Genomic DNA, 25426 nt, shown 5'->3' on the forward strand with positions numbered 1-25426 from the left:
ACGGGAGATACATATGATCAGTGCGGCATTGGATATTCAGGGAGAGCGTGCTCACCAGTCGCTTGGAGAATCGAGCACCATCAGTGTTCCCGGCAGCCGACAGATCAACGTACCCGGCACCAAGACGCTTGCTCCGGTAGCAAGCCAGAATCCCAACAAGAAAAAAGTGTTGTTCGTGACTTCGGAAATCGCCGATCTGGTCAAGACCGGCGGCCTCGGTGACGTCTCCGCCGCCCTGCCCCGGGCCATGGCCCATCTGCATGATGTGCGGGTGCTGATTCCCGGTTATCCGCAAGTGGTGCACAGCGAAAACCCGATTCACATCATCGGCGAGCTGGGTGGCCACGCTGCGCTGCCACCTTGCAAGATCGGACGCATGGACATGCCCGATGGCCTGGTGATCTACGTGTTGATCTGCCCTGAACTCTACGAGCGTGAAGGTGGCCCTTACGGCGCCAACAACGGTCGCGACTGGCCGGACAACCATATCCGCTTCGCCCGTCTCGGCCTCGCCGCTGCCGACATCGCCGCCAATCTTGCGCAAATTCACTGGCGCCCGGATCTGGTGCACGCCCATGACTGGCCGGCTGGCCTCGCGCCCGCTTACATGCACTGGCGCGGGCAGCGCACGCCGACCCTGTTCACCATTCACAACCTTGCCTACCAGGGCGTGACGAGCCTCGGTTCCTGCCCAGAGCTGGGGATTCCCACCCATGCCCTGCAACAGGAAGGCATGGAGTTCTACGGCAAGATGTCGTTCCTCAAGGCCGGCATGGCCTATTCGAGCCACATCACCACCGTCAGCGCGACGTATGCTCAGGAAATCACCACCCCGGACTTCGGCTGTGGCCTCGACGGTTTCCTTGCCGCCAAGACCCAGCAAGGCCTGCTCAGCGGTATCCCGAACGGCATCGACGAGAGCTGGGATTCGGCGACCGACCCGCACCTGTTTGCCCCGTTCGCCATCGGCGACTGGGAAGGCAAAGCGGTCAACGCCGCCCACGTCCGTGAGCTGTTCGGCCTGAATGACTCTGCCGGCCCACTGTTCGCCGTGGTTTCGCGCCTGGTCTATCAGAAAGGTCTTGACCTCACCGAAGCGGTGTCCGAGTTCATCGTGCAGAACGGTGGTCAGATCGCGATCATTGGTCGCGGCGAGCCGGAAGAAGAGCAAGCCATGCGTGAACTGGCCCTGCGCTTTCCTGGCCAGATCGGCGTGCGCATCGGCTTCAACGAGACCGATGCCCGACGCATGTTCGCCGGCAGCGATTTCCTCCTGATGCCTTCGCGTTACGAACCTTGCGGCTTGAGCCAAATGTACGCCCAGCGTTTCGGCTCGCTGCCGGTCGCGCGCAACACCGGTGGTCTGGCCGACACCATTGAAAACGGCGTCACCGGTTTCCTCTTCGATGAGTCCACCGTTGATAGCTACAAGGAAGCCCTGAGCCGCGCGTTCAAGGTCTTCGCCTTCCCGGAACTGCTCAATGCCATGCGCTGCCGCGCCATGGCTGCACCGTTCAACTGGAGCAAAGCGGTTGAACCGTACGCCGAACTTTACGAACAACTGGTCGCCAAGGCGTTGGGTAAAGCCAGCCACAAATAACCAGGGAGTTGCAGAAAATGCCGTCAAGGACCCAAGAAACCTGGCCCCACGGCGCGATCATGCTGGATGCCGAGCACACGCAATTTGCGTTGTGGGCGCCTGACGCGTTCTACGTCAGTGTGGAACTGGAAGATGGAAAATCGTTGCCCATGCTGCCTCAGGGCGACGGTTGGTTTGTAATCAAGGCCAATTGCCCGGCGGGCAGTCGCTACCGTTACTGCATCGATGGCGAACTGGAGGTGCCGGACCCGGCCTCCAGGGCGCAGGATGGTGACCTCGACCGCCACAGCGTGGTGGTCGACCCCCATGCCTATCAATGGCGGCACACGACCTGGAATGGTCGGCCGTGGAGCGAAGCGGTGATTTACGAGCTGCACGTCGGTGCGCTCGGTGGATTTGCCGAAGTTGAACAGCATCTGGCGCGCTTGGTGGCGCTGGGCATTACCGCCATCGAACTGATGCCGCTGGCGCAATTCCCCGGTGATCGCAACTGGGGCTACGACGGAGTGCTGCCCTATGCACCGCAAGCCTCCTACGGCACACCGGAACAACTCAAACACCTGATCGACACCGCCCACGGCCATGGCCTGGCGGTGATTCTCGACGTCGTCTACAACCACTTCGGTCCCGACGGCAACTATCTGCATCGTTACGCCAAAGGCTTTTTCCGCGAGGACAAACACACGCCCTGGGGCGCGGCGATCGACTTCCGTCGTCCGGAAGTGCGCGAGTTCTTCATTGAAAACGCGCTGATGTGGCTGCTCGAATACCGTTTCGACGGCCTGCGTCTGGATGCGGTGCACGCGATTGAAGATCCCGACTTCCTCAGCGATCTGGCCCGACGCATTCGCCAGCAGATCGACCCGACCCGGCACGTCTGGCTGACCGTCGAGAACGAGCTGAACCAGTCGAGTCTGCTGGAAAACGATTACGACGCGCAGTGGAACGACGACGGTCATAACGCGTTGCACGTGCTGCTGACCGGCGAAACCGACGCCTATTACGCTGACTATGCTGCGCAGCCCACCGAGCAACTGGTGCGCTGCCTGAGTCAGGGCTTCGTGTTCCAGGGCCACATCACTCGCCATGGCGAACCTCGCGGCGAGCCGAGCGAACATCTGCCCTCCACTGCTTTCGTGCTGTTCCTGCAGAACCATGACCAGATCGGCAACCGTGCCTTTGGCGAACGCCTGCATCAGCTCGCCGACCCGCGTGCGGTACAAGCGGCGACGGTGTTGTTGCTGCTGTCGCCGATGATTCCGCTGATGTTCATGGGCGACGAGTTTGCCGCCGAGCAACCGTTCCTGTTTTTCACCAGTCACCACGGTGAACTGGCGGAACTGGTGCGGGAAGGTCGACGCAACGAGTTCGCCGCATTCAGTGCCTTTACCGATCCGCACAAGCGCGAACAGATCCCCGATCCGAATGCCGTAAGCACTTTCCACGCTTCGCAGCCGCGATTGTCCGGCAGCGGCACGCCATTGCAACAGCAGACCCAAGAGCTCTATCGGCAACTGTTGAAATTGCGTCACCAGTACATCATTCCCAACCTCTCCGGGACCCAGGCTCTGGGCGCGCAGATGCTCGGCTATGGCGCGGTCAGCGCACGCTGGCGACTGGGCAACGGCAGTGAGCTGCGAATTGACCTGAACCTCAGTGACACGCCAGTGGTCAACCCTGCACAGACCGATACCGAGTGGCTGTTTCAACAGCCAGCCGCGATCGAACTGTCGGACCCGAACCAACTGCCGGCGTACACCGCGCTCGTCAGCCTCACGGCCGCACCCGTTATGCACCCCCTGGATGGAGAGCGCCTATGAGCGATGCGCAACTGGAAATACTCGCCAGTCGAGCCGGCCTTGCCGTCGACTGGATCGACGCCAACGGGCGTCAGCAAAAAGTCGCTCCTGCTGTGTTGCGCAATGTCCTGATCGGACTCGGCCACCCCGCCAGCACCGCGCAAGAAATCGATGCCAGCCTGCTGGAATTGCAAGAAGTCCAGCAAGACCGCCATTTGCCGCCCCTGCTGACCTGCGACGTGGGCGTTGCCCTCGACCTGAGTCGCTATTTCTCACCGGAAACCCCCTGCGAAATCCATCTTGAAGACGGCTCGCAGATGAACCTGAAGCTGGACAACGAAGCCATGTTGCCCGGCTTGATTCCGGTCGGTTACCAGCAAGTGCATATCGCCGATCAGTATTTCACGCTCGCCGTGGCGCCTGAACGCTGCTTCAGCGTCGCCGATGCGGTCGATAGCCCGATCCCGCGGGCCTGGGGTCTGAGCGCCCAGTTGTATTCGCTGCGCCGTCCGGGTGACGGTGGTTTTGGCGACACCCAGGCGCTGGAGGAACTGGTTCGTGTAGCGGGCGAACGTGGCGCCGACGCGCTGGCGATCAGTCCGATGCACGCGATGTTCAGCGCCGACAATGGCCGCTATAGCCCTTATTCGCCGTCCAGCCGCTTGTTTCTCAATTCACTGTATGCCGCGCCGGGGAGCATTCTCGGGGAACGCGCGTTGCGTGATGCAATTGATGCCAGTGGCCTGGCCGCGCAGTTCGAGCAGCTGGAAAATCTCAAGCTGATCGACTGGCCGACCGCTGCCGAAGCAAAGCAGAAGCTGCTGCAAGCCTTGTATGACGGTTTCGTCGCTGGTGAGCATCCGCTGCACGCCGACTTCGCCAGTTTCCGCCATGCCGGTGGCGAAGCGCTGGAAAACCATTGCCGCTTCGAAGCGATTCAGGAAATGCGCGCCGCCCGTGGCGAAAGCCTCGACTGGCGCCAATGGCCAGAGCACTGGCACGACCCACGCGGCGCGGCGCTCGGCGCGTTTGCCGAGGAGTATGCCGAGCGCATCGGTTATTTCGCGTTCTGCCAATGGCTGATCCATCGCTGCCTCGAGCGTGCGCAAACTGCTGCGCGCAGTGCCGGCATGGGCATCGGTCTGATCGCCGACCTCGCGGTCGGTGCTGATGGCGCTGGCAGCCAGGCCTGGAGTTTTCAGGACGAATTGCTCGCCTCGCTGACCGTCGGCGCGCCGCCGGACATCCTCAATCGCAGCGGCCAGGGCTGGGGCATTTCCGCGTTCTCGCCTGAAGGGCTGATCCGTAACGGTTTCCGTGCCTTCATCGACATGCTGCGCGCCAACTTCGCCCACGCCGGTGGCTTGCGTATCGACCATGTCATGGGCCTGCAACGCCTGTGGGTGATTCCCAACGGCGCCGCTCCGGCGGATGGCGCCTATCTGTATTACCCGTTCGACGACATGTTGCGCCTGCTGACCCTGGAATCCCATCGGCATCAGGCCATCGTGCTCGGCGAAGACCTCGGCACCGTGCCGGAAGGCCTGCGGGAAAAACTTGCCGCGCGGTCAATCCTGGGCATGCGCGTGCTGTTGTTCGAACAGGATAACACCCGCTTCAAACCGATTCTCGACTGGCCGGATGATGCCCTGGCGACCACCAGCACCCATGACCTGCCGACGCTCAACGGTTGGTGGCATGGCCGCGATATCGACTGGAACGCACGACTTGGGCTGGTCGATGCCAATGGCGAAATCGACTGGCGTCGGCATCGCGAGCGTGAACGCGAAGGCCTGCGCGATGCACTGCGCCAGGATCCGCAGAATTTCCGCGAAGAGTCCCACGAAGCCGATCAAGTGGTCGATGCCAGTGTGCGTTTCCTCGGCCACACCCGCGCGCCGCTGGTGCTGCTGCCGCTGGAAGATGCCTTGGGTATCGATGAACAGCCGAATCTGCCTGGCACCACCGATTCACATCCGAACTGGTCGCGACGTTTGCCCGGTCCCAGCGAAGCGTTGCTGGACGGCCCCGATGCCGCCCGCCGCCTGGAACTGCTGGCCTGCGCGCGCCTTCAAGCCTCTGAGCGTGACCAATGAATCAACAGCAAATCCAGCCACTGCGCGCCACCTTGCGCCTGCAATTTCATAAAGGTTTTACCCTCGAACAAGCGGTGCCATTGGTGCCGTACTTTGCCCGCCTCGGCATCAGCCATATCTATGCCTCGCCATTGCTGGCGGCGCGCGCCGGTTCCATGCATGGCTACGACGTGGTCGACCCGACCCAGGTCAATCCGGAACTGGGCGGCGAGCCGGCGTTGCGCCAACTGGTCAGCACCCTGCGTGAACACAACATGGGCCTGATCCTCGACATCGTTTCCAACCACATGGCCGTGGGCGGCAATGACAACCCTTGGTGGCTCGACTTGCTGGAATGGGGACGCCTGAGCCCGTACGGCGAATTCTTCGACATTCAGTGGCACTCGCCGGACCCGTTGATGGAAGGCCAGTTGCTGCTGCCGTTCCTTGGCAGTGATTACGGCGTGGCGTTGCAGGAAGGCACGCTGAAGCTGAAATTCAACGCGCAGACCGGTACTTTTTACGTTGAGCACTACGATCACCACTTCCCGATCTGCCCGAACAACTATGGCGAGCTGCTCAAGTCCGACGACACGCTGAAGTCTCTGGCAGATCGCTTCAGCACACTCAGCTACCAGACCGACGCACATTCGCTGGCGATGCCGCTCAAGCAGGAGTTGCGCGAGCTGGCGAGCGATCCGCGTGTTCTGGCGACTATCGAAGGCAACCTCGCACAGTACGATTCCACCACCGAGGAAGGCTTCCACAAGCTCCACGAGTTACTGGAACGGCAGAGTTATCGCCTGGCCAGTTGGCGCACGGCGGCGGACGACATCAACTGGCGGCGCTTCTTCGACATCAACGAGCTTGGCGGCCTGCGCGTCGAGCGTCCGGCGGTGTTCGAAGCGACCCACGGCAAAATTTTCCAATTGGTCGAAGAAGGTCTGGTCGACGGCTTGCGCATCGACCACATCGACGGCCTCGCCGACCCGCGTGGCTACTGCCGCAAATTGCGCCGTCGCCTTGATCACTTGGCGCCGGGACGTCATCTGCCGATCTATGTCGAGAAGATCCTCGGCGAGGGCGAAACCCTGCGCCGCGACTGGAGCGTCGACGGCACCACCGGCTACGAGTTCATGAATCAGCTGTCGCTGCTGCAACACGACCCGGACGGCGAACACGTGCTCGGCGAACTCTGGCAGCGCCGCACTGAGCGCCCGGCTGCGTTCATGGAAGAAGCGCAACTGGCCCGTCAGCAGATCCTCAACGGCTCGCTGGCCAGCGACTTTGAAAGTGTCGCGCAGGCCCTGCATCAAGTCGCGCGGGATGACCTGATGACCCGCGACCTGACCTTGGGCGCGATTCGCCGCGTGCTGCATGCGCTGATCGTGCACTTCCCGGTTTATCGCACTTACATCAGCGCCATGGGCCGGTCCGAGCAGGACGAAGCGATTTTCCAGCACGCCATGGACGGTGCGCGGCAAACCCTCAGCGAAGCCGACTGGCCAGTGCTCGACTCGGTCGCCAGCTGGCTCGGCGGCACGCCTTGGCGCCGCAAGCCACGGGGGCGCTCGCGCAAGATCCTCAAGCATGCCTGCGTGCGTTTCCAGCAACTGACTTCGCCGGCGGCGGCCAAAGCCGTGGAAGATACCGCGCTGTATCGCTCGGCGGTGCTGCTGTCGCGCAATGATGTCGGTTACAACACCGAGCAATTCAGCGCGCCGGTCAGCGAGTTCCATGAAGTCAATCAACAGCGCATGGCCGAGTTTCCTGACAACCTGCTCGCGACTGCCACCCATGACCACAAGCGCGGCGAAGACACCCGTGCCCGGCTGGCCGTGCTCAGCGAACGCAGCCATTGGTACGCCGATCAGGTCGAACTGTGGCGCGCCCTCGCCCGCCCGGTGCGCATCGAAGATGACGCGCCTTCCGCTGGCGACGAACTGATCCTCTATCAGGCATTGCTCGGCAGTTGGCCGCTGGACCTGCAGGACGATGACCAGGCCGGTTTCGCCGATTACGCCAAGCGCATCTGGCAGTGGCAACAGAAAGCCCTGCGCGAAGCCAAGCTGCAAAGCAGCTGGAGCGCGCCGAACGAAGCGTATGAAAACGCGGCCCAGGCTTTCACGGAGAAGCTGCTGACCGGTGAAGAAGGCGAGTTGCTGCGTGCGGCGCTGAGCAAGACCGTCAACAGCATCGCCGCTGCCGGCGCGCTCAACGGGCTGGCGCAAACCTTGCTGCGCATGACCGTGCCGGGTGTGCCGGATCTGTACCAGGGCAACGAGTACTGGGACTTCAGTCTGGTCGACCCGGACAACCGCCGGCCGGTGGATTACGCCGCCCGCGAGCAAGCGTTGCAGGCATCCGTGCCGGGTACCGAACTGCTTAAGGAATGGCGTGACGGGCGCATCAAACAGGCGCTGATCAGTGAGGTGTTGAACCTGCGCAAGGAACACAGCGAGCTGTTCCGTCGAGGCGATTACCAGCCATTGGAGGTGCTGGGCAGTCAGGCGCACAACGTCTTGGCATTCGCGCGTGAACACGAGGGCGTGCGAGCCATCGTGGTAGTGCCGGTGCGTTGCGCGACGTTGCTGGAAAACAGTGCCATCCCGCAGGTCGATGCGCTGCGCTGGGGCGATACGCGGGTGGTTTTACCGTCTGCCGCTTCGGATGCAAACCTGAAGGGACTTTTTGCCAGCAGCGTAGTCACACAAAACAGGAAGCTGAATGTCAGCGAAGCGCTGGGGGATGTCCCGGTCAATCTCTTTATCCAACACTTAACACAAGCATGAGTTCAGTTCAGGAGCATTGCGATGAGCACCGACGATAAACGCATTCGCGAATTCGCCTATCAGATCTGGGAGTCGGAAGGGAAACCTGAAGGCCACGAAGAACGTCATTGGGAAATGGCGCGCAAACTGGCGGAGGCCGAAGCGCTGGCACCGAAGAAGCCACCCAAGGCGGCTGGCAGCAAAGTGGCTGGCAAGACTACAGGCGCGGCAGCGAAAAGCACCGACGGCAAAACACCGGCAGCCGCCAAAGCCAAACCAGCGGCGAAAGCCAAGCCTGCGGCCACGGCCAAAGTAGTCCCGCCGGGCGAAAAGGCTGCCGAGAAAAAGCCGCGAGCAGCGAAGAAGCCTCCGGCGAACTGACCCGATCCATTTTTGAACTGAATGACTGTGTGGCGAGCGTGCTCGCCACAAGGGGTTCTTGCGCCCCGAAGAAAGTCCCTTATTGGGAAAAACACACAACCCTGTGGGAGCGAGCCTGCTCGCGAAAGCGCTAGGTCAGTTGGTGAAAATGTCGAATGTACCGACGCTTTCGCGAGCAGGCTCGCTCCCACAAGGAAATCTCATTGCCTGAACTGTCCCGTTTTTTTGCAGGAGCAATCATGACCCGTCCAAAGAAAGCCGAACCCGCTGCGCACGCCGAGCCGTCGAGAATCCGTGAAGGCCTGCCCTTCCCGCTCGGTGCGACCTGGGATGGTCTGGGGGTGAACTTTGCTCTGTTTTCCGCCAACGCCACCAAGGTCGAGCTGTGCATTTTCGACGATGCCGGCGAGGTCGAACTCGAACGCATCGAGCTGCCGGAATACACCGATGAGATCTACCACGGCTACCTGCCGGATGCGCATCCTGGCTTGATCTACGGCTACCGCGTATATGGTCCTTATGACCCGGCCAATGGTCACCGCTTCAACCACAACAAACTGCTGATCGACCCGTACGCCAAGCAATTGGTCGGCGAGCTGAAATGGTCGGAGGCGCTGTTCGGCTACACCATCGGCCACCCCGACGCCGACCTGAGTTTCGACGAGCGCGACAGCGCGCCGTTCGTGCCCAAGTGCAAGGTTATTGACCCAGCGCACACCTGGGGCAACGACCATCGCGTCAGCGTGCCGTGGGACAAGACCATCATTTATGAAACCCACGTGCGCGGCATCAGCATGCGTCACCCGTCGGTGCCGGAAAACCTGCGCGGCACCTTTGGCGGCCTGATGGTCGACGACGTGCTCGAGCACATTCGCAAACTTGGTGTTTCGTCTGTCGAACTGCTGCCGATCCATGCTTTCGTCAACGATCAGCATCTGCTGCAAAAGGGCATGACCAACTATTGGGGATATAACAGCATCGCGTTCTTCGCCCCGGACCCGCGTTACCTGGCCAGTGGCAAGATTGCCGAATTCAAGGAGATGGTCGCGCACCTGCACGATGCCAATCTCGAGGTCATTCTCGACGTGGTCTACAACCACACCGCCGAAGGCAACGAGCAAGGCCCGACCCTGTCGATGCGCGGTATCGACAACGCCTCCTACTACCGCTTGATGCCCGACGACAAGCGCTACTACATCAACGATTCCGGCACCGGTAACACGCTGGACCTGAGCCACCCGTGCGTGCTGCAAATGGTCACTGACTCCCTGCGCTACTGGGCCAGTGAGATGCACGTCGACGGTTTCCGTTTCGACCTGGCAACCATTCTTGGCCGTTACCACGATGGTTTCGACGAGCGCCACAGCTTCCTCGTCGCCTGCCGTCAGGACCCGGTGCTGCGTCAGGTGAAAATGATCGCCGAACCTTGGGACTGCGGCCCCGGCGGTTATCAGGTCGGCAACTTTCCGCCGGGCTGGGTTGAGTGGAACGACAAGTTCCGCGACACCGTGCGTGCGTTCTGGAAAGGTGACGACGCTCAGCTTGCCGATTTCGCCAGCCGCATGACTGCTTCCGGTGAGATGTTCAACCAGCGCGGGCGCCGGCCGTATTCGTCGGTGAACTTCATCACCGCCCACGACGGTTTCACCCTCAACGATCTGGTGTCGTACAACGACAAGCACAACGAAGCCAACGACGAGAACAACCAGGACGGCAGTAACAACAACCTGTCGTGGAACCACGGCGTCGAAGGTCCGACCGACGATCCGGAAATCAACGCTTTGCGCCATCGGCAGATGCGCAACTTCTTCGCCACCCTGCTGCTGGCCCAAGGCACACCGATGATCGTTGCCGGTGACGAGTTCGCCCGCACCCAGGACGGCAACAACAACGCCTATTGCCAGGACAGCGAGATCGGCTGGGTCAATTGGGATCTGAGCGAGGACGGCAAGGCCCTGCTCAAGTTCGTCAAACGCCTGATCAAGCTGCGCCTGACTTATCCGATCCTGCGTCGCGGACGCTTCCTGGTCGGCGAGTACAACGAAGACATCGGCGTCAAGGACGTGACCTGGCTGGCACCGGACGCCACCGAGATGACCACCGAGCACTGGCACGATGCGCACAACCGCTGCCTCGGCATGCTGCTCGACGGACGCGCGCAGGAAACCGGCATCCGCCGCAAAGGTGCCGACGCGACCCTGTTGCTGGTGGTCAACGCACACCACGACATCGTCAACTTCACCCTGCCGGAGGTACCGGATGGTGGCTTCTGGACCTGCATGATCGACACCAATCAGCCGTCTATTCGCGGCCAGGAACGCTTTGAATTCGGCCATGAATATTCGGTGACCGGGCGTTCGTTGCTGTTGTTCGAACTGCAACGTGACGAAGAAGATTGATATGGACTTTCAACATTATCTGGCCCGCCGTCCGCCAGATTACGCCGACACCAACGCCCTCGGCCGTTGCCTGCGGGCAATGGTCGAGGCCGGCCTCGACCGCTTGCCGTTGCCCGGCAGCGGTCACACGCTGGAGCGCTTTCAGCGTCTCTCGGAAGTCGGTGGACACGATTTAGGCCTGTGCAAACTCTATGAAGGCCACACCGACGCGCTGGCAATCATCGAGCAATTGGGCGGTACGCCAACCCCGGGCAGCACGTGGGGCATGTGGGCCGCCGAACCGCCGCAGGCACGGGTGAAAGTCACGCCGGCCGGGCATATGGTGACGCTGAACGGGCGCAAGGCCTGGTGCTCTGGCGCTGCGGTGCTCAGCCACGCCTTGCTTACCGCATGGGACGCGGACGGTCAGCAGCAATTGGTTGCAGTCGCACTCGATCAACCTGGCGTGACCGTCACCGATCAAGGCTGGCAAGCGGTGGGCATGGCGGCGACCGGCAGCGTCGAAGTGCTGTTCGACAACGCCGAAGCGCAGGCCATCGGCAACCCCGGTGATTACCTGCAACGGCCGGGGTTCTGGCAGGGCGGGATCGGTATCGCGGCTTGCTGGTACGGCGCTTCACGGCGGATTGCCGAAGGGCTGCGTCAGCATTGCGCGCAACGCGATGAACCGCACGCCCTCGCCCATCTCGGTGCGACTGACACAGCACTGCAAGCGGCAGCCGATGTGTTGCGCTTCAGCGCGCTGCAAATCGATGCGCAACCCGAGGCCGACGCTGAATTGCTCGCCCGCCGCGCCCGCGCCGTGGTTGAACAGTCTGCTGAACAGGTGATGCGTGAAGTCGGTCGTGCGTTGGGTGCCGGGCCGTTTTGTCAGGATCGGCATTTCGCCCGGTTGAGTGCCGACCTGCCGGTATTTCTGCGCCAGAGTCATGCCGAACGCGACCTTGCTGCATTGGGCCAGCAGATTGCTGGTCAGTCCTGCGAGGTCTGGGCGTTATGAAGGACAACCCGATCGTCGGCCAGGGCACTTCATTGCAGCAATGGCAGGCTTCGCGGCGTCTGGCCGAGCTGCCGGCCATCGACATTCTTGACTTGGTACCGCTGGGCTCGCGAGCGGTGATCATCGCGCCGCACCCGGATGACGAAGTGCTCGGTTGCGGCGGCATCATGCAGTTGCTGGCGGCAGCCGGACGGCCGTTGCAGTTGATTTCGGTCACCGATGGCAGCGCCAGTCACCCCGGCTCGCAGCGCTGGACAGTCGAGCGTTTGAGTGTGGTGCGCCCGCAGGAGTCTGCCGAAGCGTTGCGGCGCCTCGGTCTGCCGATGCATAGCCTGAAATGGCTGCGCGGCGGTTTTACCGACACCCAAGTGGCGGCGCAGGAAACCGAGTTGAGCGAATTCATCGCCGGTTATCTGCATGCCAGTGACGTGGTTTTCACGACCTGGCGCCAGGACGGTCACAGCGATCACGAGGCCGTCGGCCGCGCCAGTGTCGAAGCGGCGCGACGCGTTGGTGCGACCTGCCATGAACTTCCGGTCTGGACCTGGCACTGGGCCACCCCGGAAGACGCTTCGGTGCCATGGGAGCGTGCGCGCAAGATTCTCCTTTCACCGACGCACATCGCACGAAAACGCCACGCAGCGCACGCGTTCGCCAGCCAGTTGGAAGGCGACCGCGACGTCGGCCTCGGGCCAGTACTTGCGCCCTATGTGCTCGATCGTTTGTTGCAACCTTTTGAAGTGGTGTTCCTGTGAGCGTCGATGATCGCTATTTCGACGGCCTGTTCGCGGGCAATGACGACCCATGGGCGTTCCGCCAGCGCTGGTACGAACAGCGCAAGCGCGCGATCACCCTCGCCGCCCTGCCCCGTCCGCGCTACAGGTCGGTGTTCGAACCGGGTTGCGCCAACGGCGAACTGAGTGCAGAACTGGCCCCGCGCTGCGACCGCCTGTTGTGTTGTGACACGGCGAGCGCGGCGGTGAAGCTGGCGCGGACGCGCTTGAGCATTTTCGAGCATGCCGAAGTCCGCCAGGGCCGCCTTCCAGTTGACTGGCCGGAGGAAAAATTCGACCTGATCGTATTCAGCGAAATCGGCTACTACCTCGACGAAAAAGATCTGACAGAAATGATCCGCCGGATCAGTGAGTCACTGACCGCCGACGGACAATTGCTGGCCTGCCACTGGCGCCCGCCGATCGAGGGCTGCCCGCTGAATGCACGGCAGGTCCACGATCAGATCCACGATCAATTGGCTTTGCCGCGTCTGGTGCTGCATCAGGAAGCGGATTTCATTCTCGAACTGTGGAGCCGCGAGCCACGCTCGGTGGCGGCCCTGGAGGGCTTGCGTTGATCGGTATTGTGATTCCGGCGCACAACGAAGAGGCGCTGCTTGATGAATGCCTGCGTGCAGCGTTGCGCGCCAGCCAGCATGCACAACTGGGCGGCGAGCCGGTGGAAATACTGGTGGTGCTCGACAGTTGCAGCGATGGCTCGGCGCAGATCGTCAGCGCTTATCCAGTGCTCAGCTTGCAGATCGATGCGCGCAACGTTGGCGAAGCCCGCGCCACCGGTGCGCGCCTGTTGCTCGAGCGCGGTGCCCGCTGGATCGCCTGCACCGACGCCGACAGCCGCGTCGCCGATGACTGGCTGGCGGCGCAACTGGGGCTGGAGGCTGATGCTGTGTGCGGCACGGTCACTGTCGAGCACTGGCACGAATCGATTGATGAAGCGGCGCAGATTCGCTATCACCGCCATTATCAGGCGTGCGATGGCCATCGACACATTCACGGCGCCAACCTGGGTGTCAGTGCCGAGGCTTATCGTCTGGCCGGCGGTTTCAAGCCGCTGACCTGTGACGAGGATGTGCAACTGGTGCGTGCGCTGGAGCGCAGCGGCGCCAATATCGCCTGGAGTCACCGACCGCAGGTGCACACCAGCGCCCGTCTCGACAGTCGGGCCAAGGGCGGGTTCGGTGACTTTCTGCGCAATCTGGCACAGCTGGAATAAAAAATTACGGATCAGATTGATCTGTGACGCGACGAATCGGCTGTCTTGAGCAATACTCTGCCTCGCAGTAATCCAAGGGTTGGAGCACTGCACCGTTGCTATTCATTTGCCTTCACGGGCCGCGATCAGCGTTGGCTGCTCACGACTGAGGGCGAAATACCACAAGGACGTCGCACTCATGAAATCGTCATTGCTCAACGAACACGGCCTGCCGGCACAGATCTGGAACAGCGCGCCGCAACTCGACAATATTCCCGTCATCAACACCCACAGCCTGGTACCCGCCGGCGCCCGCGCCGTGGTCATCGCCCCGCATCCGGGCGATGAAGTAGTCACTTGCGGCGGTCTGCTGCAACTGCTCTCCAGCCTTGGCCATCCTCTGCAATTGCTCTCGATTACCGACGGTAGCGCCAGCCACCCCGGCTCGCGCCAGTGGTCGGAACAACGTCTGAGCGTGTTCCGCCCGCAGGAAAGCGTCGAAGCCCTGCGCCGCCTCGGCCTGCCCATGCACAGCCTGAAGTGGGTGCGCGGCGGCTTTACTGACAATGCTCTGAGTGATCAGCAAAGCCAGCTCACCGAGTTCATCGGCCGTTACCTGCGACCGGGCGACGTAGTGTTCAGTACCTGGCGCAAGGATGGCCCGCCGGACCATGAAGTGGTTGGCCGGGCCAGTTTCGACGCGGCGCAGAAAGCCGGGGCGACCTACCACGATGTGCCGGTGTGGGCCTGGCACTGGCCGGAGCGCGAGCAGCAAATGATTCCCTGGGAACGCGCGCGCAAGCTGCGTCTCGACACCTGGACAGTCGCGCGCAAGAGCCACGCCACCCATGCTTACGCCAGCCAGCTCAAGGGCGAACCGGCCATCGGCATCGCCCCGCTGCTGCCGCCGGTGCTGCTGGAGCGGATGCGCTTGCCGTATGAAATCGTCTTCTTCTGAACGGCGGAAGCTCAACATACCTGTGGGAGCGAGCCTGCTCGCGAAAGCGGTGTGTCATGTGTCAGATGTATTGAATGTGATGAAGTCTTCGCGAGCAGGCTCGCTCCCACATTGGCCCAGCAGTGAATCATCGTAAGGAACTGCCACCCCCTCAAACCAGTCGCATGAACAGGCATGGCCCAATTCAGAGGAGTGAACGTGTCCAGCGATCCCAAGCGTCAAGCGGTCGACGCGCCAGTCATTCATCGCCTGCGGGTACTCACGGTCAACACCCACAAGGGCTTCACCGCGCTGAATCGGCGGTTCGTTCTCCCGGAGCTGCGCGAAGCGATGCGCAGTACCTCGGCCGATCTGGTGTTTCTGCAGGAAGTGGTGGGTGAGCACGAACGCCATTCCAGTCGTTACAACGACTGGCCGCAGACGTCGCAGTACGAATTCCTCGCCGACAGCATGTGGAGCGATTTTGCCTACGGGCGCAACGCCGTTTACCCCGACGGCCACCACGGCAACGCGCTGCTGTCGAAATACCCGATCCGCGAATATCGCAACCTCGACGTGTCGATCACCGGGCCTGAACGGCGCGGGCTGTTGCACTGCATTCTTGATGTCCCCGGGCATGCCGAGGTGCATGCAATCTGTGTGCATTTGAGTCTGCTGGAAAGCCATCGACAATTGCAGTTGCAACTGCTCTGTCAGCTGCTTGAATCTCTACCCGACGATGCGCCGGTGATCATCGCCGGCGATTTCAATGACTGGCAGTTGCAAGGCAACGCCGCCCTCGCCCGTCGCGATTATCTGCATGAAGCCTTTGAGCGTCACCATGGGCGCCCGGCGAAAACCTATCCCGCGCGGTTTCCCTTGCTGAGGCTTGACCGGATCTACTTGCGCAATGCCAGCAGCCACGACCCACGCATTCTTGGCAACAAGCCGTGGACGCATCTTTCCGATCACCTCCCGCTGGCGGTCGAAGTGCATCTGTAAGGGCATTTTTGACAGCAATTAAATGACAGGCCTTCCCGGCAACTGACGCTCGGGAGGACCTTTCGTCGGCGGCAAAAAACCGTCAGCCACCTGCTTCGCAGGCGTTTTTCCATGCAAACAAACACTTAGTTATGTTCAGAAAAACAAACGCTTGCAAAGGCTGATTTAAGCGCGCCATTCATCGTGCATTTTCTTGACGCGCAGGCGTCACTCTTCTTATCTCTACCTTACTACCCCCGGAATCACTACTGGGGCTGACCTTCCGGCACTCGCGAAATCGAGCAGCCGCGGTTCGCCCCGCTCTATTCGGTCGCCCCTCGTTCGGGGTAGGAGAGGCGCCAAACACGAGATGACGCATGCGCTTGCAAGGTAGACCTCCATGAAAACTTCACTGACCCCACACGAACTGAAAATCACTCTTTGCACAGTGTCAGGTTCACTGCTGCTGTGCTCGTCCATGGAGGCGCATGCGGGATCTGCGGCGGACGAACCCGCGTGGTATCACGCCGACGTACCGGTGCTGACCCTGCCAGCAACCGTGATAACACCCGGACCGCTGCCATTGAGTCAGCAGAGTTCGCGCCTGATCACTGAGGATCTTGCCCCATCTGCCTGGGACGAGCTGTACGGCAAAAGCGCTCGGCAAGCACAGACCGACGCACTTTCATCCGGTTATGCGATGGCCGCTGGTGAGTTCAAAGGTCCGGCCGTAGTCACGTTGAAAAGCGCTAACGGGACCACTCAGACCCTTGGTCTTATAGGTGGCGACAATCAGGTCCAGCTGAATGCCGATGGTGCGCTGACCCGACGTGCCCTCGCCGACCGCAACACTGACAGCCTCAACCTGCAAGGCCAGAGCCTCGGCGCCTATTACAGTCTGGTGGGTGCGCAAGGCTGGCACGTCGACCTGTCGGCCAGCGGCGGTCGGGTCAGCGGCTTCAGTCGCACTGCGCAAGGTAATCGGCAAGCCACCGAAGGCAATGCGATGACCTTTTCCGTCGAAGGCGGTTACCCGATCGGCTTGAGTGAAAACTGGGTGGTCGAGCCGCAGGCACAACTGATCAACCAGCGCATCAGTCTCGACGCTCCGTACGCCGGCTCGGGCAATGCCTCTTCCACCGACCTGACCGCGTGGAGTGGCCGCGTCGGTGCGCGGTTGAAAGGCAGTTATGACTTGAACGGGTTGCCTGTCGAACCCTACGTGCGCACCAACCTTTGGCACACCGTTTACACCGGCAGCACGGTGACGCTCGATCAGGTCGACAAGATCAGCAGCAGCCGCAAGTCTTCAACAGTGGAATTGGGTTTGGGACTGGTGGCGCGGGTCACACCGGCGGTAAGCCTGTACATGAGCGCCGATTACAGCAGCGATGTGGATGACAATGACCTGAACGGGATCATCGGCAGCCTTGGCGTGCGGATGCGCTGGTGATCTGCTGATAACCGAAAAACCCCGTGGGAGCTAGCTTGCCAGCGATGGCGGCGTCTCAGTCAACAAAGATGCTGAATGTGACGGCCTCATCGCGGGCAAGCCCGCTCCCACAGTTTTACTGTTCCTGGATCAGCCCTGCGGCTTGAGAATCAAAACCGCCAACGGCGGAAGATTCAGCTCAAGCGACAACGATTGGCCATGACTCGGTACTTCATCGGTCAATGCCCCGCCACCATTGCCATAGTTGGAGCCGGCGTAAATGTCGGCGTCACTGTTGAACAGCTCGGTCCAGCGCCCGGCAAACGGCACGCCGACGCGATACGACTGGCGCGGTACCGGCGTGAAGTTGGCGACGACCAAAACCGGCGAGCCATCCTTGCTCCAGCGTAGCCATGCGTAAACGCTGTTGATCGCATCATCGCCAATCAACCACTGGAAGCCTTGCGGCGCGTCGTCCTGATCGTGCAGCGCCGGCTCTTCGCGATACAGCCGATTGAGATCGCCCACCAGTTTCTGCACGCCTTTGTGCTCGGAGTACTGCAGCAGGTACCAGTCCAGTTGCTGATCGTGGTTCCACTCGCGCCACTGGCCAAACTCGCAGCCCATGAACAGTAATTTCTTGCCCGGGTGCGTCCACATGAAGCTCAGATAAGCACGCAGGTTGGCAAACTTCTGCCAGCGATCGCCAGGCATCTTGTCGATCAACGAGTGCTTGCCGTGCACCACTTCGTCGTGGGAAATCGGCAGGATGAAGCGTTCCGACCAGGCGTAGACCAGACCAAAGCTCAACTCGTTGTGGTGATGGGCGCGGTACACCGGGTCCTGCTGGATGTAGTGCAGCGAATCGTGCATCCAGCCCATGTTCCACTTATAGGAAAAGCCCAGGCCGCCCTGCTGGGTGCTCTGGCTGACGCCCGGCCAGGCGGTGGATTCTTCGGCAATCACCAGCGCACCCGGCGCTTCCAGTTCAACCACGTCGTTCAAATGACGCAGGAAGTCGATGGCCTCCAGGTTCTCGCGACCACCGTGACGATTCGGTACCCACTCGCCCGCTTTACGCGAATAGTCGCGATACAGCATCGAGGCCACCGCATCGACACGCAGGCCGTCGATGTGGAAGTGTTTCAGCCAGTGCAGCGCCGAGGCGAGCATGTAGCCGTGCACTTCAGTACGGCCGAGGTTGTAGATCAGCGTGTCCCAATCCTGATGAAAGCCTTCCAGCGGATTGCCGTATTCGTACAGCGCGGTGCCGTCGAACTGCGCCAGACCGTGGGTATCGGTAGGGAAATGCGCCGGTACCCAGTCGAGAATCACCCCGATGTCGGCCTGGTGACAGGCGTTGACGAACGCGGCGAACTGATCCGGTGTGCCGTAACGCGCGCTCGGCGCGAACTGCGAAAGCAACTGATAACCCCAGGAACCGCCGAACGGGTGCTCCATGATCGGCATCAATTCGATGTGCGTGAAGCCCAGCTCTTTCACATAAGGAATCAGCCGCTCGGCCAGTTCCGGCCAGGTGTACTGGCGCGCGACTTCGCCGAGATCATCCAGCTCGCACTGCCAGGAGCCGGCGTGCAACTCGTAGATCGACAAAGGTTTGGAGCGCTGCTGGCGATCGTGACGGGAATTCATCCAGTCGTGATCCTGCCAGTCGATCTGCAGGGGCGAGGCAACTTTCGAGGCGGTATCCGGCGGCAGGCTGGTAGCCAGCGCCATCGGGTCGGCCTTGAGCGGCAGAATGCCGTGAGCGCCGAGGATTTCGTACTTGTACAACTCCCCCGCTTGCAGGCGAGGGATGAACAGCTCCCACACGCCCGAAGGATGGCGCAGGCGCATTGGGTGACGACGACCGTCCCAGACGTTGAAATCGCCGACCACCGAGACACGGCGGGCATTTGGCGCCCACACGGCAAAGCGCACGCCGTCAACGCCATCGACGGTTTTCAGCTGTGCACCAAGGCAAGCGCTGAGGTCACGGTGATTGCCTTCGGCGAACAGATACAAATCCATTTCCCCGAGCAACTGACCAAAGCTGTACGGATCTTCGGCAACCTGCTCGCCACCGGCCCAGCGCGTGCGCAACAGATACGGTCGCGCCTGATCGAAATGGCCGACAAACAGCCCCGGCGTCTCGGTCATCTCCAGCGGGCCAAGCTCTTCGCCGCTGTCCTTGTCCAGCACCGCCACACTCAGCGCACCCGGCAGATAAGCGCGGATGAATTGCCCACCAGCGCCATCGCCGTGCGGGCCGAGAATGGAAAACGGGTCCTGATGTTCAGCGCGCACCAAAGCATCAATGTCGCGTGCCGAGGGTAACAATGCTTCCTTTACCACACCCTGTTCCTTGTTCGAGAAACTCATGACTACTCTCCACCAAGATCGGAAAAGGGTTTAAGCCCTGTCAATAATCCATACAAGCCGTGCAATGGCACGGGCAGCCACGTTGGGCGGTTTTCCGCCTCGTAGGCCACTTCATAAGCGGCTTTTTCCAGGCCGAACAACGCCAGCGCGGCGTCGGCACCCTGAGGATCCTGCCAGGCATGCTCAAGACTAGCTGCTGCCTCGCGGTATGCCTGGACAAATGCCTCGCGTGCTTCGCGCAGATAACGCTCGGCGACACGTTTACGCGCCGCTTCGGCTTCGACGCTGTTGTCGACGTTGTGCACATTGATGGTCATCGCCGCTGCGTAATCGAACGAACGCAGTACGCCGCTGACATCCTTGTACGGGCTGTGCTTGCCGCGCCGCTCGCTCAATGGCCGCGCCGGTTCGCCCTCGAAGTCGATCAGGTAGGCATCGCCCTTGATCACCAGCACCTGACCCAAATGCAAGTCGCCATGCACCCGGATGCGCAAGCCGCCAGTGGCTTTCTTCGCCAGATCCTGCACATGGGCAAGAATGGTTTTCTTCTCGTCGAGCAGACGTTTGACCAGTTTCTGATCCGCCGCGTTCAACTCGCCTTGATGCTGCTTGAGCAGTTTCAAGGCATGTTCGAGCTGGGCGGTGACATCCTTGGCCGTCGCGGCCATGTCCTTGCTCGACGACACCTGCGGCGCAAAGTCGGCGTTGTCGGTTGGCGCAGCGAGCACCTGATGCATCTCGCCCAGACGTTGGCCGAGCATGCCGGCGAAGTCCTTCAGCTCGCCGAGCGCGTTGTAATGCTGCTCCTGCTCGGACATGGCGTCGGCCAGTTCATCACGGAGCGCCCGTTCCAGGTTGTTCTGCGTCCATTCCCACGCGTCGCCCTGATTGCTCAGGTAACCCTGGGCGATCATCAGCAAGTTGTCCTCACCCTGCGCGTCACGGCGAATCACCGAACCCAGCAGTGGCGAGATATTGGCAAACCCGGCCTCGGTCAGGTAAGCGCTCATCTCCAGTTCCGGGTGTACGCCAGAAGCGACTTTGCGTATCAGCTTAAGCACCAGGCTGTTGCCGACAACCACGGAGCTGTTCGATTGCTCGGCCGACAGGTAGCGCACATCCGACTCGGCGCCGAGGCCGAGTTTTTCCAGATGATCTGTCTGTTCGAAGCGGATTTCGCCTTCGATCGATTCCAGTACGGTGTTGTTCTGCATGCCTTGCAGAACGGCGCGGACGAAAGTCTCCAGGCTGAACGCATCAGTAATCAGACCGACCTGACGCACACGGCGTACACGCGATAGCGCCAATTGCTGCGGCAACGGCGGGCCGACATGGTCTTCGGCAATGAAGCCGAACGGCAGTTGATAACGGTTGGTCTGGCCACCGCTGGTGACTTCGATTTCGCTGAGCAGCACTGGATGCTGGGCGTCGCCGAAACGCACGCCATAAGCCAGATTGACCTTCTCGATCGCCGCGTCCTTGCCGGCGAACCAGCGACGGTTCTGCAGCCAGCTCGGCAGAATGCTTTGCTCCAGCGTCGTACGCGACGGCGCTTCGAGCAGCTCTTCCATGCGTTTTTTCAGTACCAGCGTGGTGAAGTCCGGCAGGCTCTGCGCCGGCTCGACGTGCCAGCTCGGCATCTGGTTCTCCGCTGCCAGCGCGAACCAATAGAAGCCGTACGGCGCCAGGGTCAGAAGGAAATTCAACTGGCCGATCGGCGGGAACGCGTTACCGCCGAGCATTTCCACCGGCACCATGCCGACGTACGCCGACAGATCCAGCTCCACTGCTTGCGCACTGCGCGAGACGTTGGCCACGCACAGAATGATTTCGTGCTTGCCATCGACATCGGTGTATTCGCGGGTATAAGCCAGCACGCGACGGTTGGCCGGCGAGAGCATTTTCAACGTGCCACGACCGAACGCTTTCGATTGCTTGCGCACGGCCAGCAGGCGCCGCGTCCAGTTCAACAGCGAATGCGGATCGCCGGACTGGGTTTCGACGTTGACCGACTGATAGCCATACTGCGGATCCATGATCGGCGGCAGTACCAGACTGGCCGGATCGGCGCGGGAGAAACCGCCGTTGCGGTCGATCGACCACTGCATCGGCGTACGCACGCCGTCGCGGTCGCCGAGGTAGATGTTGTCGCCCATACCGATTTCGTCGCCGTAATACAGGGTCGGCGTGCCGGGCATCGACAGCAGCAGGCTGTTGAGCAGTTCGATGCGGCGACGGTCTCGTTCCATCAACGGTGCGAGACGGCGGCGAATACCGAGGTTGATCCGTGCGCGACGGTCAGCCGCGTAGTAATTCCACAGGTAATCGCGCTCGCGGTCGGTGACCATTTCCAGGGTCAGCTCATCGTGGTTGCGCAGGAAAATCGCCCACTGGCAATTCGCCGGGATTTCCGGGGTCTGCCGGAGAATGTCAGTAATCGGGAAGCGATCTTCCTGCGCCAGCGCCATGTACATGCGCGGCATCAGCGGGAAGTGGAAGGCCATGTGGCATTCGTCGCCATTGACGCCAGCGGCATCGGTGTCACCGAAATACAGCTGAGTGTCTTCCGGCCACTGATTGGCTTCGGCCAGCAGCATCCGGTCGGGGTAGTTGGCGTCGATCTCGGCACGGATCTGCTTGAGGACGTCGTGGGTCTCGGGCAGGTTTTCGTTGTTGGTGCCGTCGCGCTCGATCAGGTACGGAATCGCGTCAAGGCGCAGGCCGTCGATGCCCATGTCCAGCCAGTAGCGCATCACCGACAACACGGCTTTCATCACTTGCGGGTTATCGAAGTTCAAATCCGGCTGGTGCGAATAGAAGCGGTGCCAGAAGTATTGACCGGCGACCGGGTCCCAGGTCCAGTTGGATTTCTCGGTGTCGAGGAAGATGATCCGCGTGCCGTCGTATTTCTGGTCGTCATCGGACCAGACGTAGAAATCCCGCGCCGCCGAACCCGGCTTGGCTTTACGCGCACGCTGGAACCACGGGTGCTGGTCGGAGGTGTGATTGATGACCAGCTCGGTGATTACCCGCAGACCGCGCTTGTGCGCTTCGGCAATGAAGCGCTTGGCGTCGGCCATGGTCCCGTAGTCGCTGTGCACGCCACGGTATTCGGCGATGTCGTAACCGTCGTCGCGACGTGGCGAGGGATAGAACGGCAGCAGCCAGATGGTGTTGACGCCGAGGTCGGCAATGTAATCGAGTTTGGCGATAAGCCCGGGAAAGTCGCCGATCCCGTCATTGTTGGAGTCGAAAAACGATTTGACGTGAACCTGATAGATCACCGCGTCCTTGTACCAGAGCGGGTCTTTGATGAAGGCGGCTGCCTTGGGTTTCTTCGCCATGTGGAACTCCTGTTGAATACTTTATGGGCGTCCCACGACGATCGTTCCCACGCTTTGCGTGGGAATGCCGCCATGGACGCTCTGCGTCCGCTTTGGGACGCGGAGCGTCCCGGGATGCATTCCCACGCAGAGCGTGGGAACGATCATTACGTGGCGCTGATCCGCCAAATCCCGAACGGCTGATACGCCGGGTCAATGCGCATGAACTGATATTTGCCGTGCCAGTCCCAGCGATGGCCGTTCATCAAATCTTCGCCATGGGTGGTGGCGTCGTCCGGCAGGCCCATTTCCCACAGCGGCAATTCGAAATTCGCTTCCTGCACGTTATGCGGATCGAGGCTGACTGCGACCAGAATGAAATTGCTGCCATCGGCGCTGCGCTTGCCGAAGTACAGAATGTTGTCGTTCCAGGCGTTGTAGATTTTCAGACCCAGATGCGTGTGCAGCGCCGGGTTCTGCCGGCGGATGCGGTTGAGCTGAGCGATCTCGGCAATGATGTTGCCCGGCGCGGTGAAGTCGCGGACACGGATCTCGTATTTCTCCGAATCCAGGTATTCCTCTTTGCCCGGCACCGGCGCCGATTCGCACAATTCGAAACCGGAATACATGCCCCACAGCCCCGAACCCATAGTCGCCAGCGTCGCGCGAATGAGGAAACCGGGACGCCCCGACTCATGCAAAAACGCCGGGTTGATGTCCGGGGTATTGACGAAGAAATTCGGCCGGTAGCATTCGCGCCACGGCGACTGGTTCAGCTCGGTGAAGTATTCCGCCAGCTCGGCCTTGGTATTGCGCCAGGTGAAATAGGTGTAGCTCTGCGAATACCCGACCTTGCCCAGACGCGCCATCATCGCCGGCGTGGTGAAGGCCTCGGCGAGGAAGATCACTTCCGGATACAGCGTGCGCACATCGGCGATCAGCCATTGCCAGAACGGCAGCGGTTTGGTGTGCGGGTTGTCGACGCGGAAGATTTTCACGCCTTCCTTGACCCAGCCGACGACGATGTCGCGCAACTCGACCCACAGGCTCGGAATCGCGTCCGGCGCATAGAAGTCGACGTTGACGATATCCTGGTATTTCTTCGGCGGATTTTCGGCGTATTTGATCGTGCCGTCCGGGCGCCAGTTGAACCAGCCCGGATGCTCCTTGAGCCACGGGTGATCCTGAGAACACTGGATGGCGAAGTCGAGAGCGATTTCCAGGCCATGGTCGGCGGCGGCAGCCACCAGGCGGCGGAAATCTTCACGGGTGCCGAGTTGCGAATGTATCGCCTCGTGACCACCCTCCTCGCTGCCAATCGCATACGGACTGCCGGGATCGTCCGGGCCAGCGGTCAGGGAATTGTTGCGGCCCTTGCGGTGGGCGCGGCCGATCGGGTGAATCGGCGTGAAATACAGCACGTCGAAGCCCATGTCCTGAATCATCGGCAGACGCGAGTGCACGTCGTTGAAAGTGCCGTGACGCTGGGGATCGTCGGTGATCGAGCGCGGAAACAGCTCGTACCAACTGGCGAACTCGGCGAGTTCGCGCTCGACGTCCATGGGGAATTCGGCGCTGACGCTGAGGTAGGCGCGGTGATCGGCCTGAGCCATCAGCTCTGCACTGCGCGAGTGCAGAAAAAGCGCAACCTGCTCGGTTTCGAGCAGGCCGGACAATTCATGGTGCAGCGCGGCGAGCTGCTCGCTGAGCTGACCTTCGCTGCGTTCGGCGGCCTGTTGCACCATCGTGCGGCCTTCCTGCAGCTCCAGAGAAACCGGCACCGCCGCGCTGTGCTTCTTTTCCAGTTCGTACTGGAAGCTGGCGAAATGGTCGATCCACGCTTCGATGCAATACAGGTAGCGGCCCTGCTCTTCGGGGCGGAACTGGCCTTGCCAGGTGTTGTTGCCCTGATCGGACATGACCTCGGTCTGCCAGGTTTCCTGGCCTTCCTCGCGCCAGCGGATGCGCACGGCGAGCTTGTCATGACCGTCGGCAAAGACTTTGCTGGTCACCACCACTTCGCGCCCGGCAATCGATTTGGCGGCGAACTGGCCGCCGTCGAGAGTCGGCATGGTGTTTTCGATGACGATACGTGGCAGCAGCAACGCCTGCGACAGCGGCATGTGCGGGTTGTAACTCAGCTCTGAAGGTCTTTCAGCAGTCATTGAGCATCTCTCCTTAACGCCCCAAGGACGCTCTTGTGCCGGAACAGTATTCGCGACAAAGCGCCGGCCCTGTCATGAACTCACTTAGGTTCCGAGCAACCGGCGCGGGGAAAAGTTCAGATGAAATTAACAAGACAAACCTGCGGATCGAATTTGTCGTGGCCGGGTCAACTCACTTAAGCACGTCCCACGCCA

16 protein-coding genes are annotated in these 25426 nt (G+C 61.2%); 13 read left to right on the forward strand and 3 right to left on the reverse strand.

Annotation, left to right across the window (positions count from 1 at the left end; translation table 11 throughout):
• The first annotated feature begins 13 nt into the window (after nucleotides 1–13).
• The 13 genes from glgA to D8U82_RS07790 all read left to right on the forward strand — a co-directional run bounded on the left by glgA (nucleotide 14) and on the right by D8U82_RS07790 (nucleotide 17382).
• Complete coding sequence (glgA, locus tag D8U82_RS07730) at nucleotides 14–1600, forward strand: glycogen synthase GlgA (protein WP_130901981.1); 1587 nt, start codon at nucleotides 14–16, stop codon at nucleotides 1598–1600.
• A 17-nt stretch (nucleotides 1601–1617) separates the two neighbouring features.
• Complete coding sequence (gene treZ, locus D8U82_RS07735) at nucleotides 1618–3420, forward strand: malto-oligosyltrehalose trehalohydrolase (protein WP_130901982.1); 1803 nt, start codon at nucleotides 1618–1620, stop codon at nucleotides 3418–3420.
• Entirely contained in the window at nucleotides 3417–5495 is a 2079-nt protein-coding gene (malQ, locus tag D8U82_RS07740) for a 4-alpha-glucanotransferase (RefSeq protein ID WP_122698339.1), read from the forward strand. The genes treZ and malQ overlap by 4 nt, the downstream gene beginning before the upstream one ends.
• On the forward strand, nucleotides 5492–8266 hold the full coding sequence (locus D8U82_RS07745) for a malto-oligosyltrehalose synthase (protein ID WP_125926882.1): 2775 nt from the start codon (nucleotides 5492–5494) through the stop codon (nucleotides 8264–8266). Before malQ ends, D8U82_RS07745 begins: the two co-directional genes overlap by 4 nt.
• Before the next feature lie 21 nt (nucleotides 8267–8287).
• Nucleotides 8288–8626: a DUF2934 domain-containing protein gene (locus D8U82_RS07750; RefSeq protein WP_056785823.1), complete on the forward strand. Its 339-nt coding sequence runs from the start codon at nucleotides 8288–8290 to the stop codon at nucleotides 8624–8626.
• 239 nt (nucleotides 8627–8865) lie between these two features.
• Nucleotides 8866–11025: a glycogen debranching protein GlgX gene (gene glgX / locus D8U82_RS07755; RefSeq protein WP_041480983.1), complete on the forward strand. Its 2160-nt coding sequence runs from the start codon at nucleotides 8866–8868 to the stop codon at nucleotides 11023–11025.
• Between the two features lies 1 nt (nucleotide 11026).
• On the forward strand, nucleotides 11027–12025 hold the full coding sequence (locus tag D8U82_RS07760) for an acyl-CoA dehydrogenase (RefSeq protein ID WP_125926883.1): 999 nt from the start codon (nucleotides 11027–11029) through the stop codon (nucleotides 12023–12025).
• Complete coding sequence (locus tag D8U82_RS07765; RefSeq protein ID WP_073474580.1) at nucleotides 12022–12780, forward strand: PIG-L family deacetylase; 759 nt, start codon at nucleotides 12022–12024, stop codon at nucleotides 12778–12780. The genes D8U82_RS07760 and D8U82_RS07765 overlap by 4 nt, the downstream gene beginning before the upstream one ends.
• Nucleotides 12777–13376, forward strand: a complete 600-nt coding sequence (locus D8U82_RS07770; RefSeq protein WP_122746330.1) for an SAM-dependent methyltransferase — start codon at nucleotides 12777–12779, stop codon at nucleotides 13374–13376. Before D8U82_RS07765 ends, D8U82_RS07770 begins: the two co-directional genes overlap by 4 nt.
• A complete protein-coding gene (locus D8U82_RS07775) occupies nucleotides 13373–14032 on the forward strand; it encodes a glycosyltransferase (RefSeq protein ID WP_125926884.1) in 660 nt (219 codons plus the stop codon). The genes D8U82_RS07770 and D8U82_RS07775 overlap by 4 nt, the downstream gene beginning before the upstream one ends.
• Nucleotides 14033–14210: 178 nt before the next feature.
• Nucleotides 14211–14969, forward strand: coding sequence for a PIG-L family deacetylase (locus D8U82_RS07780; RefSeq protein WP_016774638.1), 759 nt, complete (start codon nucleotides 14211–14213; stop codon nucleotides 14967–14969).
• A 198-nt stretch (nucleotides 14970–15167) separates the two neighbouring features.
• Nucleotides 15168–15950: an endonuclease/exonuclease/phosphatase family protein gene (locus tag D8U82_RS07785; RefSeq protein WP_016774637.1), complete on the forward strand. Its 783-nt coding sequence runs from the start codon at nucleotides 15168–15170 to the stop codon at nucleotides 15948–15950.
• Between the two features lie 379 nt (nucleotides 15951–16329).
• Complete coding sequence (locus tag D8U82_RS07790) at nucleotides 16330–17382, forward strand: autotransporter outer membrane beta-barrel domain-containing protein (RefSeq protein WP_123442548.1); 1053 nt, start codon at nucleotides 16330–16332, stop codon at nucleotides 17380–17382.
• Between the two features lie 129 nt (nucleotides 17383–17511).
• Here the strand turns inward: D8U82_RS07790 and glgB are convergent, their stop codons facing one another.
• The 3 genes from glgB to D8U82_RS07810 all read right to left on the reverse strand — a co-directional run bounded on the left by glgB (nucleotide 17512) and on the right by D8U82_RS07810 (nucleotide 25231).
• The gene (glgB, locus tag D8U82_RS07800; protein ID WP_130901983.1) at nucleotides 17512–19743 is read right to left on the reverse strand and encodes a 1,4-alpha-glucan branching protein GlgB; all 2232 of its coding nucleotides are present in this window, start codon (nucleotides 19741–19743) and stop codon (nucleotides 17512–17514) included.
• Between the two features lie 2 nt (nucleotides 19744–19745).
• Nucleotides 19746–23087 carry a maltose alpha-D-glucosyltransferase gene (treS, locus tag D8U82_RS07805; RefSeq protein ID WP_130901984.1) on the reverse strand — a complete coding sequence of 1114 codons (3342 nt, stop codon included), beginning with the start codon at nucleotides 23085–23087 and terminating at the stop codon, nucleotides 19746–19748.
• Nucleotides 23088–23233: 146 nt separating this feature from the next.
• Entirely contained in the window at nucleotides 23234–25231 is a 1998-nt protein-coding gene (locus D8U82_RS07810) for an alpha-1,4-glucan--maltose-1-phosphate maltosyltransferase (RefSeq protein WP_130901985.1), read from the reverse strand.
• Nucleotides 25232–25426: the final 195 nt, after the last annotated feature.

The organism is Pseudomonas sp. Sample_23 (assembly GCF_004307595.1).
GTDB classification, from domain to species: Bacteria; Pseudomonadota; Gammaproteobacteria; order Pseudomonadales; family Pseudomonadaceae; genus Aquipseudomonas; species Aquipseudomonas atacamensis.

Coding starts and splice junctions, on each gene's coding strand:
- glgA (WP_130901981.1), top strand. CDS start 14: ATGATCAGTGCGGCATTGGATATTCAGGGAGAGCGTGCTCACCAGTCG.
- treZ (WP_130901982.1), top strand. CDS start 1,618: ATGCCGTCAAGGACCCAAGAAACCTGGCCCCACGGCGCGATCATGCTG.
- malQ (WP_122698339.1), top strand. CDS start 3,417: ATGAGCGATGCGCAACTGGAAATACTCGCCAGTCGAGCCGGCCTTGCC.
- D8U82_RS07745 (WP_125926882.1), top strand. CDS start 5,492: ATGAATCAACAGCAAATCCAGCCACTGCGCGCCACCTTGCGCCTGCAA.
- D8U82_RS07750 (WP_056785823.1), top strand. CDS start 8,288: ATGAGCACCGACGATAAACGCATTCGCGAATTCGCCTATCAGATCTGG.
- glgX (WP_041480983.1), top strand. CDS start 8,866: ATGACCCGTCCAAAGAAAGCCGAACCCGCTGCGCACGCCGAGCCGTCG.
- D8U82_RS07760 (WP_125926883.1), top strand. CDS start 11,027: ATGGACTTTCAACATTATCTGGCCCGCCGTCCGCCAGATTACGCCGAC.
- D8U82_RS07765 (WP_073474580.1), top strand. CDS start 12,022: ATGAAGGACAACCCGATCGTCGGCCAGGGCACTTCATTGCAGCAATGG.
- D8U82_RS07780 (WP_016774638.1), top strand. CDS start 14,211: ATGAAATCGTCATTGCTCAACGAACACGGCCTGCCGGCACAGATCTGG.
- D8U82_RS07790 (WP_123442548.1), top strand. CDS start 16,330: ATGAAAACTTCACTGACCCCACACGAACTGAAAATCACTCTTTGCACA.
- glgB (WP_130901983.1), bottom strand. CDS start 19,743: ATGAGTTTCTCGAACAAGGAACAGGGTGTGGTAAAGGAAGCATTGTTA.
- treS (WP_130901984.1), bottom strand. CDS start 23,087: ATGGCGAAGAAACCCAAGGCAGCCGCCTTCATCAAAGACCCGCTCTGG.
- D8U82_RS07810 (WP_130901985.1), bottom strand. CDS start 25,231: ATGACTGCTGAAAGACCTTCAGAGCTGAGTTACAACCCGCACATGCCG.